Origin of the sequence: Pseudomonas putida S13.1.2, from assembly GCF_000498395.2 — a bacterium.
Lineage (GTDB): Bacteria > Pseudomonadota > Gammaproteobacteria > Pseudomonadales > Pseudomonadaceae > Aquipseudomonas > Aquipseudomonas putida_Q.
In genome coordinates, this window is sequence record NZ_CP010979.1 from 1,773,895 (window position 1) to 1,789,303 (window position 15,409).

At 64.2% G+C, this 15,409-nt stretch carries 15 protein-coding genes and 1 pseudogene; 6 read left to right on the forward strand and 10 right to left on the reverse strand.

Annotated features, from left to right (window positions below; translation table 11 throughout):
- The first annotated feature begins 112 nt into the window (after window positions 1-112).
- The 5 genes from ligD to N805_RS08095 are packed head-to-tail and all read left to right on the forward strand — an operon-like array spanning window position 113 to window position 5,717.
- Window positions 113-2,614, forward strand: a complete 2,502-nt coding sequence (gene ligD / locus N805_RS08075; RefSeq protein WP_019470759.1) for a DNA ligase D — start codon at window positions 113-115, stop codon at window positions 2,612-2,614.
- Between the two features lie 40 nt (window positions 2,615-2,654).
- The gene (locus tag N805_RS08080) at window positions 2,655-3,698 is read left to right on the forward strand and encodes an acyl-CoA dehydrogenase family protein (RefSeq protein ID WP_019470758.1); all 1,044 of its coding nucleotides are present in this window, start codon (window positions 2,655-2,657) and stop codon (window positions 3,696-3,698) included.
- Entirely contained in the window at window positions 3,695-4,450 is a 756-nt protein-coding gene (locus N805_RS08085; RefSeq protein ID WP_019470757.1) for a PIG-L deacetylase family protein, read from the forward strand. Before N805_RS08080 ends, N805_RS08085 begins: the two co-directional genes overlap by 4 nt.
- A gap of 11 nt (window positions 4,451-4,461) precedes the next feature.
- Entirely contained in the window at window positions 4,462-5,061 is a 600-nt protein-coding gene (locus N805_RS08090) for a class I SAM-dependent methyltransferase (RefSeq protein WP_019470756.1), read from the forward strand.
- On the forward strand, window positions 5,058-5,717 hold the full coding sequence (locus N805_RS08095) for a glycosyltransferase (RefSeq protein WP_019470755.1): 660 nt from the start codon (window positions 5,058-5,060) through the stop codon (window positions 5,715-5,717). Before N805_RS08090 ends, N805_RS08095 begins: the two co-directional genes overlap by 4 nt.
- A 10-nt stretch (window positions 5,718-5,727) precedes the next feature.
- Here the strand turns inward: N805_RS08095 and N805_RS08100 are convergent, their stop codons facing one another.
- The 9 genes and pseudogenes from N805_RS08100 to N805_RS08140 all read right to left on the reverse strand — a co-directional run bounded on the left by N805_RS08100 (window position 5,728) and on the right by N805_RS08140 (window position 13,524).
- The gene (locus tag N805_RS08100; RefSeq protein WP_019470754.1) at window positions 5,728-6,315 is read right to left on the reverse strand and encodes a nucleosidase; all 588 of its coding nucleotides are present in this window, start codon (window positions 6,313-6,315) and stop codon (window positions 5,728-5,730) included.
- Window positions 6,316-6,371: 56 nt separating this feature from the next.
- Complete coding sequence (locus N805_RS08105; protein ID WP_019470753.1) at window positions 6,372-7,478, reverse strand: carboxylate-amine ligase; 1,107 nt, start codon at window positions 7,476-7,478, stop codon at window positions 6,372-6,374.
- Between the two features lie 6 nt (window positions 7,479-7,484).
- Window positions 7,485-8,438, reverse strand: coding sequence for a methyltransferase (locus N805_RS08110; protein WP_019470752.1), 954 nt, complete (start codon window positions 8,436-8,438; stop codon window positions 7,485-7,487).
- Complete coding sequence (locus tag N805_RS08115; RefSeq protein ID WP_019470751.1) at window positions 8,438-9,769, reverse strand: iron-containing redox enzyme family protein; 1,332 nt, start codon at window positions 9,767-9,769, stop codon at window positions 8,438-8,440. The genes N805_RS08110 and N805_RS08115 overlap by 1 nt, the downstream gene beginning before the upstream one ends.
- Before the next feature lie 18 nt (window positions 9,770-9,787).
- The gene (locus N805_RS08120; RefSeq protein ID WP_019470750.1) at window positions 9,788-9,985 is read right to left on the reverse strand and encodes a hypothetical protein; all 198 of its coding nucleotides are present in this window, start codon (window positions 9,983-9,985) and stop codon (window positions 9,788-9,790) included.
- 59 nt (window positions 9,986-10,044) lie between these two features.
- Window positions 10,045-10,170, reverse strand: a pseudogene (locus tag N805_RS08125) (general stress protein); the annotation flags it as partial.
- Window positions 10,171-10,374: 204 nt separating this feature from the next.
- Window positions 10,375-11,658, reverse strand: coding sequence for an NTP/NDP exchange transporter (locus N805_RS08130; RefSeq protein ID WP_019470748.1), 1,284 nt, complete (start codon window positions 11,656-11,658; stop codon window positions 10,375-10,377).
- A gap of 4 nt (window positions 11,659-11,662) precedes the next feature.
- On the reverse strand, window positions 11,663-12,574 hold the full coding sequence (locus tag N805_RS08135) for an aldo/keto reductase (protein ID WP_019470747.1): 912 nt from the start codon (window positions 12,572-12,574) through the stop codon (window positions 11,663-11,665).
- Between the two features lie 89 nt (window positions 12,575-12,663).
- Window positions 12,664-13,524: a Dyp-type peroxidase gene (locus N805_RS08140; protein ID WP_019470746.1), complete on the reverse strand. Its 861-nt coding sequence runs from the start codon at window positions 13,522-13,524 to the stop codon at window positions 12,664-12,666.
- A gap of 184 nt (window positions 13,525-13,708) precedes the next feature.
- On the opposite strand from N805_RS08140, the gene N805_RS08145 reads away from it, so the two are divergent.
- Window positions 13,709-14,602, forward strand: a complete 894-nt coding sequence (locus N805_RS08145) for a bile acid:sodium symporter family protein (RefSeq protein ID WP_019470745.1) — start codon at window positions 13,709-13,711, stop codon at window positions 14,600-14,602.
- 166 nt (window positions 14,603-14,768) lie between these two features.
- Here the strand turns inward: N805_RS08145 and N805_RS08150 are convergent, their stop codons facing one another.
- Entirely contained in the window at window positions 14,769-15,236 is a 468-nt protein-coding gene (locus N805_RS08150) for a sterol desaturase family protein (RefSeq protein ID WP_028614008.1), read from the reverse strand.
- Window positions 15,237-15,409 lie beyond the last annotated feature (173 nt).

Sequence of the window (15,409 nt, forward strand, 5' to 3'; positions counted from 1 at the left end):
GGTGGCTTCATTAAGTCGACTGCGCCGGCTTGTGGAAGATTCAGAGTTTTTTGAACTACCACCCCGCGCGGCGCCTCCCACCTTAGAGACTGCGAACTGCCCGGAAACCGCCATGGCCAAGCCCCTGCAGGAATATGCGCGCAAGCGCGACTTCAACGCCACGCCCGAGCCCAGCGGCAAGCGCAGCCGTGGCAAACGGGGGCATGCGCTGCAGTTCTGCATCCAGAAACACGACGCCAGCCACCTGCACTATGACTTCCGCCTGGAACTGGATGGCACCCTGAAAAGCTGGGCGCTGCCCAAGGGCCCGTCGCTGGACCCCAAGGTGCGCCGCCTGGCCGTACACGTCGAGGACCACCCGCTGGATTACGCCGACTTCGAGGGGCATATCCCCGAAGGCCACTATGGCGCCGGTGATGTAATTGTGTGGGATCGCGGCATATGGGAGCCCGAAGGCGATGCGCAGGAGGCCTACGCCAAAGGCAAACTGCGTTTCCGCCTGCAGGGCGAAAAGCTCAGCGGCGTGTGGAACCTGTTTCGTACCCGCCTGGACGGCAAGAAAGAGCAATGGATGCTAGTGAAATCGCACGATGACCAGGCACGCAGCGAGGCCGACTACAGTATCGTCGAGGCCCAGCCCGACAGCGTACTCAGCGACCGTACCCTGGTACCGCGCAAGGCCGCTGCGAAAAAGGCTGCCGCACCGCGCGCCAGCCGTAAACGCACCGGTAAAGGCCCGAAAGTGCCCTTGCCTGCACAGCTGCAGCCGCAGCTGGCCACCTTGGTCGACACGCCACCCAGTGGCGACTGGCGCTACGAGGTCAAGTTCGACGGCTACCGTATCCTGGCCCGTATCGACGGCAAGGACATTCGCCTGTTCACCCGCAATCGCCATGACTGGAGCAGCAAGATGCCCCGGCAGGTCGCCGCCTTGCGCGAGCTGGGCATCGATTCGGCCTGGCTCGATGGTGAAATGGTGGTGGCTGACGAGAATGGCGCAGCCGATTTCCAGGCGTTGCAGAATGCCTTCGACACCGAGCACGACGAAAACATCACCTATTACCTGTTCGACTTGCCGTTCCTGGGTGGGCAGGACTTGCGCCAGGTAGCGCTGCAGGGCCGGCGCGACACCTTGCGCCAACTGCTTGAGCACGATGAATCAGGTGTACTCAAGTTCTCCGCAGACTTTGACCAGCCCGTCGAGTCCCTGCTCGACAGCGCCTGCCGGCTTGAGCTGGAAGGCCTGATCGGCAAGCGGGCCGACAGCCTGTACAGCGGCCGTCGCAGCCCGGACTGGGTCAAGCTCAAGTGCAAGCAACGCCAGGAGTTCGTGATCGTCGGCTACACCGACCCCAAAGGCAGCCGCAGCGGCTTCGGGGCCCTGCTGCTGGCCTTGCACGACAACGAAAGCGGTGAGTTGCGCTACGCCGGCAAGGTCGGTACCGGCTTCAGCACCACCACCCTGGCCAGCATTCATGCACGGCTCAAACCCCTGCAAATCGCCAAGCCAGCCTTGGCCAAGCCGCCTACCGGTGCCGAAGCGCGAGGTGTGCACTGGTTGCAACCGCAGCTGCTGGCCGAAGTCGCCTATGCCCAGATGACCCGTGACGGCATTGTGCGTCACTCGGTGTTCCATGGCCTGCGCGATGACAAGGCGGCCACTGCCATTGACCTGGAGCGCGCCATGCCCGCCAAGACCGTGCCCAAACGCAACAAGCAGGCGAAGGCGCCTGAAAACCTGGGTGAGCTGCGCCTGACCCACCCCGACCGGGTGATCGACGCCACCACCGGCGTGACCAAGCGCGAGGTCGCCGAGTATTACGCCAGCGTCAGCCAGTGGATCCTGCCCCAACTCAAGCAACGCCCGGTGGCGCTGGTGCGGGCCCCGGACGGCCTGGCCGGCGAGCTGTTCTTCCAGAAAAACGCAGGCCAGCTGCACATACCTAACGTCGTCAGCTACGAAAAGGCCGAGGCCGGCCAGGCGGCGATGGTCATCAATCGCCCGGACACCCTGCTGGGTGCCGTGCAGATGAACATGCTCGAACTGCACACCTGGAACGCCACCGACAAGGACTTCGACAAACCAGACCGCTTCGTACTCGACCTCGACCCTGACCCCGCGCTGCCCTGGAAGGCCATGCTGGAGGCCACCCAGCTCACCCTCACCCTGCTCGACGAGCTGGGCCTGAAGGTGTTCCTGAAAACCAGTGGTGGCAAGGGCATTCACCTGGTCGTGCCGTTGACTCGGCGGGCGGGCTGGGACGAGGTCAAGGACTTTAGCCACGCCATTGTCGATTACCTGGCAAAACTGTTCCCGGACCGCCTGAGTGCGGTGTCGGGGCCGAAAAACCGCGTGGGGCGGATCTTCATCGACTACCTGCGCAACGGTAAAGGCGCCACCACGGCCTGCGCCTACTCGTTGCGCGCCCGTGAGGGGCTACCGGTATCGGTACCGATCTGGCGCGAGGAACTGGCGCAAATCAAGGCTGCCAACCAATGGAACATCGCCAACCTGCGCGAGCGCCTGGCGGAGGTCGATGACCCGTGGGCCGACATGGGCAAGGTACGCCAGACCATTACCGCGCACATGCGCAAGCAACTGGGGCTGAAGTGATGGCGCAACGGCGATTGGACATGAACCTGGAGACACACCCATGAGCATCATTCAGGATTTCAACCTGACCACCCTTGACCGCCTGTTACGTACCTTTGGCGAGCGCCAGCAACCGCTCAACCTCGATACCCAGCTGCCGCAGCTGATCCAGGCGCTGCAAGCCGACCATCTCGACCTGCTGCCACTGCCGGGGCAAGGCAACACGTTGCGCCGCTGGCAGACCCTGGCACGGGTGGCGGGCTGCGACCTGGCGCTGGCCAAGCTTTATGAGGGCCACACCGATGCCCTGGCGATCCTGGCTGAGTGCGGCGCGGCGCACCACGCCGCCGACGGCATCTGGGGCGTGTGGGCCGCCGAGCCGCCCGATGCCCGCGCGCAGATCACGGCGCGCGAAGGTGACCAGGTGCGCCTGCAGGGCCGCAAGGCCTGGTGTTCCGGGGCTTTGCAGATCGACCGGGCGTTGATTACCGCCTGGGATGAGTCGGACCAGCCGCAACTGGTGGCGATCGAGCTATCGCATCCGAGCCAGGGCCTGTCCATCGAAGATTGGCAAGCGGTGGGCATGGCTACTACCGCCAGCGTCGAGGTGACATTCGACGACACGCCAGGCACCCTCATCGGAATGCCAGGCCAATACCTTGCCCGCCCTGGTTTCTGGCACGGCGGCGCCGGCATCGCTGCCTGCTGGTACGGTGCGGCCGAGGCGCTGGCAGACTACCTGCGCGAGCATTGCCGCAAGCCTCGCCCCGACCCCCATGCCGATGCGCACCTGGGCGCAGTGGATGCTGCGTTGTACGGTGCCCGGGCTGCGCTGCGCGAATGCGCCGCCTGGATCGACCGGCAGCCAGGGGTAGATGCCAGTTTCGAAGTACGCCGCACGCGTGCCCAGGTGGAACAGGCCGTGGAACGCGTGATCAGCCACGTCGGGCGTGCGCTGGGGGCCACGCCGTTCTGCCGCAGCAGCCATTTTGCCCGGCTGATCGCTGATTTGCCGGTATTCATGCGCCAGAGCCACGCCGAGCGTGATCTGGCAGTGCTGGGCCAGCAGTTGGCCCAACTGCCGGCGGGGGTATGGCAGCTATGAGCCAGAACCTGATCCAGTCCGCCACTGGCACCCCGTGGGCCGCCTGGCAGCAAGGTGCCCACCTGGCGCGCGCTACCTGGCTCGATCCCCTGCAACTGTGCCCACCGGGGCGCCGGCTGGTGTTGATTGCACCGCATCCGGATGACGAAATTCTCATGGCAGGCGGCCTGCTGGCTGGCTTCAAGGGCCGTGAGGATGAACTGGTGCTGATTTCCGCCACCGACGGTGAAGGCAGCCACCCCGGCTCCAGCCACTGGACCGAACACCGCTTGCGCCGGCAGCGTCCGCAGGAAAGCCGCCAGGCCCTGTTGCAGCTTGACCTGGACCTTGCCCATCTGGACTGGCGCAGGCTGCACCTGAAGGACGGCCAGTTACCGCGCGAAGAGGCATTCCTGGTCAGTCACCTCACCCAGTTGCTGCGGCCCGATGACCTGTTGATGGCCACTTGGCGTAACGATGGCCATTGCGATCACGAGGCCGTTGGCCGTGCGGCGGCACACGCGGCCGCCGCCCGCCAGGTGCAATTGGCCGAGGTGCCGGTCTGGGCCTGGCACTGGGCGGCCCCCGATGACCCGCGCCTGCCATGGCCCCGTGCGCACCGCCTGCAACTTGATGAAAGCCGCCTGGCCCGCAAGCGCAAGGCCTTGGCCGCCCACGTCAGCCAGCTGGAGCCGGACGCTGAGCAACCGCCAGTACTGCCACCCCGGCTGATGGAATGTCTGCTGCAACCTTTCGAACTGGTGTTCCTGTGAATGGAGCTGTCATGAGCCTCGATCCGCAATATTTCGCCGAGCTGTATGCCACTAACGAAGACCCTTGGGCTTTTCGCACCCGCTGGTACGAGAAGCGCAAACGCGAGCTGGTGATGGCCAGCCTGCCACGCCAGTGCTATCAGCGCGTGTTCGAGCCAGCCTGTGCCAATGGCGAGCTCAGTGCGCTGCTGGCTGACCGCTGCGCCGACCTGCTGTGCCAGGACCTGGACCCCACGGCCGTAGCGCTGGCCCGCGAGCGCCTTGCCGATGTGCCCAACGCCTCGGTGGAAATGGCCCGGCTACCGGCGGACTGGCCGGGCGGGCGCTTCGACCTGATCGTGCTCAGCGAAGTCGGTTACTACCTCGACCCAACAGACTGGCTGCAGGTCCTCGAGCAATCGGTGGCCAGCCTGACCTACGACGGCGGCCTTCTGGCCTGCCACTGGAAACACCCCATAGTAGGTTGCCCACAGGACGGCCGGGAGGTGCACCGCATGCTGGCCCGGCACCTGCCGCTGCATCAGCAGCTCCGGCATGAGGAGGCAGATTTCGTGCTGGAATACTGGTCCTGCCAGCCCAGCGTGGTCGACCTGGATGAGACCTGCCCATGATTGCCGTGGTCATCCCGGCGCACAACGAAGCCCGCCGCCTGGGGCGCTGCCTGCGGGCGGTGCTGATCGCTGCCACGCAAGCGCAGCAGTTGGGGCACCAGGTGGAAGTGCTGGTGGTGCTGGACCGTTGCAGCGATGGCAGCGCCGCCGTGGCGCGGCGGTTTGGCGTGAAGGTTTTGGAGGTTGATGCCGGTAATGTCGGCATGGCTCGCCGGGTAGGAGCGGCGTACATGGTCGAATGTGGTGCGCAGTGGCTGGCGTGCACAGATGCCGACAGCCAGGTGCCGTCGCACTGGCTGGTGTCGCAGCTGGCCTGCAGCGCCGAGGTGGTGTGCGGTACCGTGCATGTCGAGTATTGGCAACCCTGGCAGAAAGCTGCCCTGCGCAAGCTGTACCAGAGCCGCTATGAAGCGCGGGAAGGCCATCGGCATGTACACGGCGCCAACTTGGGTGTGTGTGCTGCTGCCTATCAACGCGTGGGTGGCTTCCAGCCCCTCGCGGCGCATGAAGATGTGCAGCTGGTCAGCGACCTTCAGGCCAGTGGCGCGCAGATTGTCTGGACCGCCAGGCACAGCGTGGCCACCAGCAGCCGCCTCGACAGCCGCGCCCGCGAGGGGTTTGGTGATTATCTGGCGGGGTTGCAGGCACAGGTGTGATCAGCCTTGGTCACACCTGGCTGAACAGCACCCGCTTGAACGCCTCGGCCGCCAGGTGCACCTGCACCGCCCAATCCCCGGCGGCATCGCTGCCGGCATCATCGGAAATGTACTTCAGGCACACAAACGGAATGCCTTCGCCGCGTGCGATCAACGCCAGCACATAGGCTTCCATGTCGACCACGTCATAAGGCGCGTCGCCATGGTTGATTTCGAAGCTGTCACCGCTGCCACAGGTTTCCAGCGGCAGGCCGGGGATTGCTGCGCCATGCTCCAGGACTACCGGGATATCCGACAAGGGGGTTTCGTAACGGGCAAAGCCCAGCGGTGTCACGTCCATATCGCGTTGTACGAAACGGTTACAGCACACCACCTGGCCCTTGCCATGACGCTGGCTGCCAGCCGAGCCAAGGTTGACGATAAGTCTGGGCCTGCGGGTTGCAATCGCCTTGGTCAGTGCGATCGCCGCATTGACCTTGCCAATGCCGGTGAACACGGTGTTCACCTCGGTGAACACATCGCCAGCTTCGGCCTCGAGGGCGAAGACGAACAGCGTGTCATCCAGGGAAATGTCGGGGAATTGCTTGATCAGCATCATGGAGCAGGTGTTTCCGCGTGGCTGCAAGGGGCGCGGCCATTGTCGGCCAACCCAGGCTAATTGCAAGTCCCAGCCGCTACCACGGCTTGTAGCGCCTGTGCCTTGCCGAGCCCGTTAGCGATGGCCTGTGCCAGGCAGTGCAACTGCTGGTCGGCATGGGTGCCGTCGCGCAGCAGGTGCCGGGCATGCTGGCAGGCCCGTTCGGCATCCACGCTGTCGACCGGCACCTGCTCCTGCAACTGGCCAAGCCAGCCCTCGGCCGTGACTGGCTGTTGCTCGTGCATACCAATGAATTGTGCATGGCGCCCATAGCGCATGGCGCGCCAGTAGTTCTCCTGGGCGATCCAGCGCAGTTCGCGGTTGCAGGGCAACGGGTCATGGCGCCCAGTAATGGCGTGCTCCACCAAATGGCGAAACAGCGCGGCGATGCACAGTGCATCCTCCAACTGCGGACAGCCATCGCAGATGCGCAACTCCACGGTCGGGAAGCGCCGCGAAGGCCGAATGGCCCACCAGAAGTCGCCATCCACAGCCAGCGCACCGGTTCGCTGCAACAGGGCGCGATAGCGTTCATAGGCAGCCCAGTCTGGCAAGGCCTCGGGCAACCCCATGTGCGGCCATTCCCCGCAAATCACTCGGCGGTAGCTCATGTAGCCGGTACGCTGGCCAGCCCACATGGGCGATGAGGTGCTCAGCACCAGCAACAACGGCAGCCAGACCAGCAAACGGTTGATCAGCTGCATGCGGTCACAACCTGGCGGAACCCCAACGTGCACATGCAGGCCGTTGAGCAGGCTTCGCTGGGCTACATGCCGGTAATCGTCGAACAGTTGCTGGTAATGCGCCGGGGCAGCGGCCTTCTGCCGCAGCCAGGCGGCGCTAGGGTGGCTGGCTGCGCCGTAAATTCCCATCCCCTCCTCTGCCAGCGCCATGCTCAGCCGCTGCCGCCTGTGCTGGAAGAACTCACGCGCTTCGTGAAGATGGGTAAACACCGGCGAGGCCAGCTCGATCTGGCTGCGGAACATTTCCTGGGCAAAATATTGGCCCAGCGCTTCGCGACAACGCCCTATCACCGCAGGTGGCGGTGTTGCCGGAACCTGCCCCGAGCCCAGCCTCACAAGCAGGTATTCCTCCTCGATGCCGAACGTGCAGGCCCGGGCCATGTTGCCTCAGCGATGACGGGTTACCGTGAGCGCCACGGCGGCGATGCGTTCGACCTGCTCGTAGCCGGGTTCGGCCAGTTGCTCGCCAAACACGTCAGGGTCGATCTCCCGGTACACCCAGGCCCATTGTGGCCCGGCCAGGCGCAAGCGGATAGCTTCGAGCAAGGCGTCGCGGCCATCGACAATGGCCACGCCGGTGTATAGCAGCAGGGTGCCGTGGCGGGTCAGGCGTTCGCATGCCTGCTCAACAATGCGCAGCGACAGTTCGGCGCCCAGCGCGCCACCGCCGTGGCGATAGGTGCGGGCGCTGCGGTCGAGCATGTAAGGCGGGTTGGCGACAATCAGGTCGAACGTACCGCTGATGCCGGCCAGCACGTCGCTGGGCGCTACCGATACGTTGCTCACCCCCGCCAACGCTGCGTTGATCGTGGCGTAGCGCAACGCCAACGGGTTGATGTCCACGGCGCTGACCTGCGCATGCTGGGCGGCGCGAGCGATCAGCAACGCGCCCACCCCGGTGCCGCAGCCGATATCGACTGCATGCTCGACCGGCCTGGGGTTGTGCTGCAGGTGCTGGTGGATGACCTGGGTAAAGCGGTAGCTGTCCGGGCCGAAGAACACCGCATCGCTGGTGTCGGTGGGGAACGCTGAATGCACCAGCAGCAGGTCGTCCAGGCTGGACCAGCGCACCGCACTGCCCAGCAGTTCGCCCCTGGGGACCAGTACCTGCGCGCGTTCGAGCAACTGGAGTTCATCATTTGATACAAGGCCTGGGGCGAAAGGTCGGCTCCAGCCGAACACGTCGCGCAAGCTGCTGGCCTGTCCGGATCCCTCGCGGGCATTGACGCGGCTGTGGGTCGCGGGTGTCACGCAGGTAAATCGGTAGCCGTCGGCGCGTAACCGCTGGCCCAGTTGCAGCAACGCCTGGTCGGCCTCGACGTGTGTGGCATCAAGCATCATCAGCGGGGTTCCTCCTGAAGCAGCCCGGTGGTGCGAATGTATGCCCGGGTCGCCGCCAGGCCCTCAGGTGTGGCATGGCGGTTGCCGGCCATGCGCCCTATCAACGCGGCGGGTGCTTCACTGGGCATTTCGCCTTGTGATTCGCCCGGGGATTCGGGCAGGCCCCAGCTACCGGGCGCTACGCGGCGGATCGTGGGGCGCCAGGTGTCGGCGATCCAGTCGTGCCACAGTTGTTTCTCGTAACTGTTGAACACGCCGAACATCACCGCCGCGGGCCCTTCGATCAGCTTCCACCAGCGGCTGTTGGCCGGGTCCTGGCCCCGCACAATCCAACCTTGGGCCTGCAACGCGGCAACGAACTCGGGCATGGCGCCAGGTGTGGCCAGCCACTGATTGATGGTGCGCTGTTGCAGGCGGCAGCGGTCGGCATGCATGAACTGGCCGTAAACACGCTTGCGTTCCAGGGCTGCGAACAGTTCATCCTGCAGGTCGAACTGGTGGATCAGGTCAGCTGCCGCAATACCCAGCTCGTTCAGGCGATAACCGTTGCGCACTCTGTCGTAGAACGCTTGCTGGTCGTGCTGGGGGCTGAGCTGGCGCAGGGCCTGAAGCGATAGCTGAGCGTGGCCGCTGGCGGCATTGTCGATCGTCACATGCAACTGGAAGTAGTGGCCGTCGATGCCCAGTTCTGCCAGCTCGTTGGTGGTGATCAGCAGGTGCAGCGGTGGTTGTTCATAACCGAGGTTGTAACCAATGACCTCGGGCAGGTGCGTGTCGCAATGCTGCCCCAGGGCCAGCTGCAGGCTGCCTTGGAGATACCGTGAATCGTCCAGTGGCATCGCCTCTACACACCCCAGGCCGCCTAGCAGACGCTGGTAGATCAGCACATGGTTGCAACGCGGGTCGCCGTTGCCAAGCTCTTCCAGGTAAGTCCGGATCAAACCGTGGAAACGTGGGTCCCCCCAGTGATGCAGCGTGCCGTGCAGCCAGGCCCCATCCACCGCTTTGGTCGGTGCAACCTGTTGCAGAAACCACAACGCATGGGCGCGGCTGGTAAAGAAGCGACGTGGTGCGCCTTGCCGGCGTTGCTCCAGGTAGTCGGCATAGCCGGCGGCGACATCGGCAGCGCACCTCGCGCTCCAGGCTGGCAACTTCGAAGGTGAATCAGGCAGGTCATCCGGCAAGCGTGCAGCACGTGAAAGTTGTTCGTCGAGCCATGCGGCGCTGCCGTCATCGTGGCCTGTCAGCATTGCCTGATAGCGCTGTTGCAGGCTGGACCGCTCGGCGGCCATTGGCAAAATTGGAGCGGTGTCGCGGTTCATCACCCTCATGCCGTGCTCCTTGTGGGCCTACCGGCTCGGTTTCTGCCCCGGCATCGGTTCTGGGTCGGGTGCAGGCTGCGGTGCCGGTTTGGTATCGGGTTGCTGCATCTGCAGCGATGGCTTGCTTGGGTCCGAATCCTTGCCCGGGTGGTCGTTGTCGCGGTCGAAACAGCCGCCGACCAACGTCAGCGAGCCCATGAGGATGATGAGTGGAGTCAGTCGCATGGGTACTCCCCTTTGGCTGATTGCAGTGCCAGGTAGCCCCGGCACTGCGCGTCGGTCATTTACGAACGGCCGCCCTTGCGGCCCGACTCGCGATCGTTTGGCGTATTGCTGCCCGAGGACTGGCCGCCCTTGCGCCCTGCTTCGGAAGCCTTCTCACGATCGTTGGCGAAGTTGCCTGGGTTCTTGTTACCGCCCTGGCTGCCTTGTTGATTGCCGGTACGGCTGTTGTCTTTAGTGGCCATGGTGTTCAAACCTCGTATGACTTCGGAATGCACGGCAGGCTGCCGTACACAGATTCGGAGTTCGGCGATATCGCGGGATTCGTTTTATTGCGAAGGGTTCGGACCGGTGGCGTTAAATAAGCGGCGAGCCCATATTTGGTGCACCTGTCAGTCGTGCGGCGGGCTATCCATGCGGGCCTGCTGGCGGCCCAGCCAGCGACCGGTGGCAGCCCAGCCCAGGGCCAGCACTGCGCCAATCAGCATCGCCAGTTGCGGGTGGTCGGCCATCACGTCCAGCACACGCTTGACCCAGCCGCTCAGGGCATCGCCGCCACGGTAGATCACGGTATCGATGAAGTTCTTGGCTTTGTACTTGTCCTCGGCCGGCAGCACGGTGAACAGCATCTCCCGCCCTGGCCGCACCAACGCGTATTCGCCGGCTCGGCGTACCACCATTACCACCACGAAAACCGCGAACACCGGGGCCAGGGCCAGCCACAGGAAGCCTGCGGCCATCACCAGCGGCACGGCCACCAGCAACACCCCCACGCCCAAGCGCCGGGCCAGGCGCCCGGTGAACAATACCTGGGTAAGAATCGCCAAGGCCTGCACCACTGCATCGATCAGGCCGAATACCTGGGTTTGCCGGGTACGGTCGGTAAAAGTTTCACTGACGATGCGCGCTTGCTCGAAATACAGGAAGGTGCTGACGCTGGCCAGCAACACCACGAACAGGGCAATGCCCAGCAGATACGGGGAACGCAGCACGGCGGTAGCGCCGGCAAACGGGTTGCCGCCCAAGGGCCGCGAGCCCGCGCGCTCGGCCTGTTCTGGTAGTGGGTGGCGCAGTCGCCAGCGTTGCAAGAACAGCGCGGCACCGATACTGCCCAGCAGAAACACTGCCGCCAGCACCAGCAGCCCGGCATGGCCCAACGGTGCTACCAGCAAGGCGCCAAGGATCGGGCCGCTAAGCCCGCCCAGGCTCGCCCCGGCTGCCAGCAGGCCGAACAGCCGCTTGCCTTGCGCGGTGGAAAACAGGTCGGCGAGCACGCTCCAGGCCAGCGAGATCGTCAGCAGATTGAACACCGATAACCAGATGTAGAAGGCCCTGGCTGCCCATAGACCGTCCGGGTTACCGGCAAACAGCGCCGCGAACAACAACAGGTTGCTGGCAAAGAAACCGTAGGTCCAAGGCAGGATGTGCCTGCGTTGCACCCTGGATGCCAGCCAGCCGAACAGCGGCAGGCACGCCAAGGTGGCGATGAAGGTGCCGGTGAACAACCATTGCAGGTTGTCCACGCCGCCAGCAACACCCATGGTTTCACGCACCGGGCGCAGCATGAAGTAGCCAGTGAACAGCAGGTAGAACAGCAGCAAGCCGGCGATTACCGCCGGCCCTTCGCCGGGCTGAATGTTCAGCCCTTGGTCAAGGCGCCGCCGCCAGCCTTGCATGACGTCAGGCAAACTGCTTGATCAGCGCCTGTTGCTGCGCCTGGGTGAGCAGGGGTTCATGCCCGGCCTTGAGCTGGTCGAGCTGGCGATCGGGCCGGCCGGTGGCAGGGATGACCGTGGTCACTGCCGGGTGGCTGATGGCAAACTTGAGAAACAGCTGGGCCCAGCTGCCGATGCCCGCTTCGGCGGCCCAGCCCGGCAAGGCCTGGTCCTTGACCTTGGCAAACAGGCGACCATCATCGAAGGCCCGGTTGATCAGCACCGCAACGCCCTTGTCCTGGCACAGCGGCAGCAGTTCGCGGGCGGCGTCGGGGGCATTGACCGAGTAGTTGATCTGGATGAAGTCCAGCGGCTCGCTGCGCACGATACGGGCAACTTCGTCCTGGCCACTGTTCAGGTAGTGGGTGATGCCCACATAACGGGTCAGGCCCTGCTGCTTCAATTCGCGTGCATAAGGCAGTTGGGTCTGCCAGTCACGCAGGTTGTGAATCTGCAGCAAGTCGACCTTGTCGGTACGCAGGCTCTTCAGGCTACCGGCCCATTGCGCTTCGGCGTCGGCCCGGCTGTCGGCGGCGATCTTGGTGGCAATGAAGCATTGCCGGTGCCAACCGCCCTCTTCCAGCAACTGGCCAAGAATGCTGTCGGCACCGCCGTAGTTGGGGGACGTGTCGATCACCCGGCCGCCCCCTTCGAAAAACGCCTTGAGCACCGACTTCAACTGCTGATACTGGGCCGAGTCGGGTTCGACCTCGAAACTGCCAGAGGTACCGGCACCGATCACGGGCAACGCCTCACCGGTGGACGGCACTTTGCGGGTCAGCAAACCCGCCGGGGTGGTGGCGTGCAGCCAGGGGCTGACGGCGGCCAGCAACCCCAGCGTGGCACCCGCGCGTAGGACATCACGACGTGCGTACATGGAAAAGCTCCCGTCATGAAGCGGAAACTTTCAAGGCTAGTCGCACTATCTCGTGCCGGCAGGTGTTTCTGTATCTGGATGTTTAGTGATCAGGCCAGCAGCAGGCTCAGGTCAACACCCGTCTCGCCCATCGGCGGGCACCAGTAATAGCCACCGGTCAGGGGCCGGCTGAAGCGGTACAACCCGTCGATGATGCCGTCTTCGAGGCCGCTCATGCGCCGCAACTGTACTTCAAATGCATCGAAGCTGTGGCCCAGGGCAACGAAGGCAAGGCCGGCGCCGCGCTGGTCCGTCCAGGCCACCGAGCGACGGACCATGAACGCCTCGGGGTCAAAGCTTTCCTGGGCGGTGCGTTTGACGTGCGCGGACTCGGGGGCATCGTCGAGCTCTTCGTTATCGCTCAGGCGGCGGCCGATGATGTTGTCCTGGTCAGCCTGGGGCAGCGACTTGAAGTACTCCAGGTCGTGCTTCCACAGCTGGAACGCGGCAAAGCTGGACCCATCGGCAGCAATGGCCGCCTGCACGGCGTCTTCATCCACCGGGTTTTCGGTGCCGTCTTCGTAGCCCGTCAGGTCATGCCCGCCACGGTGCAGGAAGCCATCGACACTGTCGGCCAGGCGCAAGGCCGGTGCCAATGCCTGCTCCAGGGCCTGGGCACGCAGCAGCAGGTCGCCGCGCTCGTTACCGCGCAGCCATAGCCACAGGGCGTGCTGGGTGCTCGGGTTCTCCACGGCGGCGTCCAGCAGGGGGAAAGCTCGCAGGCCAGGCACAGCACGGCCCAGGGCCTTGGCCAGCGGTGCACCGACACCCAGGATCAGCTGGTCGCCATCGACCTGTGGCAGCAAGGTGTCCAGAGCGGCAGGCAGCGCCTCGGGCGATTGCAGGGTGAAAAACAGGTGACGGGCATGGGCCGGCACCGGGGTGGCAAGCAGCCCTTTCTGGAACGGCATGACAGGCTAATCCTCGGATAAAAGCGGAATGCTACTGCGCCGGCAGGCCTGCTGCAATGCGGCATGCAGCCTCGCCAATTGCCGCAGTTGGTAACAAACGGTTACCAATAGCTGGCCCTTTGCGATTAGCTATCAATCAGGGCCGACCTACACTGCTCGAGATCCTTCGCCCGAGAGACTGCCCATGACTGCCTCGCCCCTGCTCACCGCCTTTCTGCCGCTTGCCTTGGGCATCATCATGCTCGGCCTTGGGCTGTCGCTGACCCTGGCCGACTTCGCTCGCGTGGTGAAGTACCCCAAGCCAGTGGTGGTGGGCCTGGCCTGCCAGATTCTGCTGCTTCCGCTGGTGTGCTTCCTGATCGCCAACGGCTTTGGCCTGGAGTCGGCCCTGGCGGTGGGGCTGATGCTGCTGGCCGCTTCGCCGGGTGGCACCACGGCCAACCTGTTCAGCCATCTGGCCCATGGCGATGTGGCGTTGAACATCACGCTCACGGCCGTCAACTCGCTGATCGCGATCCTGACCATGCCGTTGCTGGTGAACTTGTCGCTGAGCTGGTTCATGGCCTCGGACCAGGCCATTCCACTTCAGTTTGCCAAGGTCTTGCAGGTATTTGCCATTGTCCTGCTGCCGGTCGCCCTGGGTATGCTGATTCGCCGTTACGCCCCTGCTTTTGCCGCACGCATGCAGAAACCGATGAAACTGGTGGCGGCACTGTTCCTGGCCTTTACCATTGTCCTGGCGCTGGCCAAGGATTGGCAGACCGTGGTCGAGTACGCTCCGGTGGTGGGCCTGGCTGCGCTGTTGTTCAACCTGCTGAGCCTGGCCGTGGGCTATTGGGTACCGCGCCTGTTGAACATCCCCAAGCGTCAGGCAATTGCCATCGGCATGGAAATCGGCATTCACAACGGCACGTTGGCGATTGCCTTGGCGCTGAGCCCCTCATTGTTGAACAACGCAACCATGGCGGTGCCGGCGGCGCTGTACAGCCTGATCATGTTCTTCACGGCGGCGGGGTTTGGCTGGTGGGTCAGCCGCGGGCACGTGGCCGCGCAGCCCGAGGGTGAAACCGCAAATTGATGGCGTCAGACCTGCACTGCCCTTTGTAGGAGCGGCCTTGTGTCGCGATGGGTTGCGAAGCAGCCCCAGGATTTCTGCACAGATGCACAGAGGGCCGGGGCTGCTTCGCAGCCCATCGCGACACAAGGCCGCTCCTACAAGGGACCGAGTCAACCCGCCCGGGTCGTTATGGCTGACCGCGCTCGCGCCGAAGCTGCTGCTTCAACACCTTCAACGGCGGCGCATAGAAAAACCCGAACGACACACTCCCCGTGCGCCCCTTCACCGCGTGGTGCAACCGGTGCGCACGGTGCAGGCGCTTGAGGTAGCGGTTGAGCGGCCGTGGTTTGCGCGGCCAATGCCGGTGAAAGAAGCCGTCGTGGGCCACGACATACAACATGCCGTACCCCGCCACGCCGCCACCCACCCACTGCAACGGTGCATAACCACTTTTGCCCAAGGCGACCAGCGCTGTGGCGATGAGCCCCAAAGCCACCAGGTACAGGTCGTTGGTTTCGAGCATGCCCAGGTGTGGCTCATGGTGCGAGCGGTGCAGCCACCAGCCCCAGCCATGCATGATGTACTTGTGAGCCAGCGTGCCAACGCCCTCCATGGCCACCAGGGTGCCGAACAATACGGCGAGATTGAACAGCATGGAACGGTCCGGTGGATGGCAAAGGGAGGCGCAAGGGTACCGGCTGCCTGGTTTTTTTTCCATGCGAGCGTGACGGGTTGCAGGCCACCCACGGATGAAGCCATCGTCATGTTTTCACCCTTGACCTGCTCTGCCACGCGGCGTATGGTCCGCGACGCAATTTTGCCTTCCTC

Bases quoted from the DNA above. Each gene is read 5' to 3' on its own strand.
- ligD (WP_019470759.1), top strand. From the start codon at position 113: ATGGCCAAGCCCCTGCAGGAATATGCGCGCAAGCGCGACTTCAACGCC.
- N805_RS08080 (WP_019470758.1), top strand. From the start codon at position 2,655: ATGAGCATCATTCAGGATTTCAACCTGACCACCCTTGACCGCCTGTTA.
- N805_RS08085 (WP_019470757.1), top strand. From the start codon at position 3,695: ATGAGCCAGAACCTGATCCAGTCCGCCACTGGCACCCCGTGGGCCGCC.
- N805_RS08090 (WP_019470756.1), top strand. From the start codon at position 4,462: ATGAGCCTCGATCCGCAATATTTCGCCGAGCTGTATGCCACTAACGAA.
- N805_RS08095 (WP_019470755.1), top strand. From the start codon at position 5,058: ATGATTGCCGTGGTCATCCCGGCGCACAACGAAGCCCGCCGCCTGGGG.
- N805_RS08100 (WP_019470754.1), bottom strand. From the start codon at position 6,315: ATGATGCTGATCAAGCAATTCCCCGACATTTCCCTGGATGACACGCTG.
- N805_RS08105 (WP_019470753.1), bottom strand. From the start codon at position 7,478: ATGGCCCGGGCCTGCACGTTCGGCATCGAGGAGGAATACCTGCTTGTG.
- N805_RS08110 (WP_019470752.1), bottom strand. From the start codon at position 8,438: ATGATGCTTGATGCCACACACGTCGAGGCCGACCAGGCGTTGCTGCAA.
- N805_RS08115 (WP_019470751.1), bottom strand. From the start codon at position 9,769: ATGAGGGTGATGAACCGCGACACCGCTCCAATTTTGCCAATGGCCGCC.
- N805_RS08120 (WP_019470750.1), bottom strand. From the start codon at position 9,985: ATGCGACTGACTCCACTCATCATCCTCATGGGCTCGCTGACGTTGGTC.
- N805_RS08130 (WP_019470748.1), bottom strand. From the start codon at position 11,658: ATGCAAGGCTGGCGGCGGCGCCTTGACCAAGGGCTGAACATTCAGCCC.
- N805_RS08135 (WP_019470747.1), bottom strand. From the start codon at position 12,574: ATGTACGCACGTCGTGATGTCCTACGCGCGGGTGCCACGCTGGGGTTG.
- N805_RS08140 (WP_019470746.1), bottom strand. From the start codon at position 13,524: ATGCCGTTCCAGAAAGGGCTGCTTGCCACCCCGGTGCCGGCCCATGCC.
- N805_RS08145 (WP_019470745.1), top strand. From the start codon at position 13,709: ATGACTGCCTCGCCCCTGCTCACCGCCTTTCTGCCGCTTGCCTTGGGC.
- N805_RS08150 (WP_028614008.1), bottom strand. From the start codon at position 15,236: ATGCTGTTCAATCTCGCCGTATTGTTCGGCACCCTGGTGGCCATGGAG.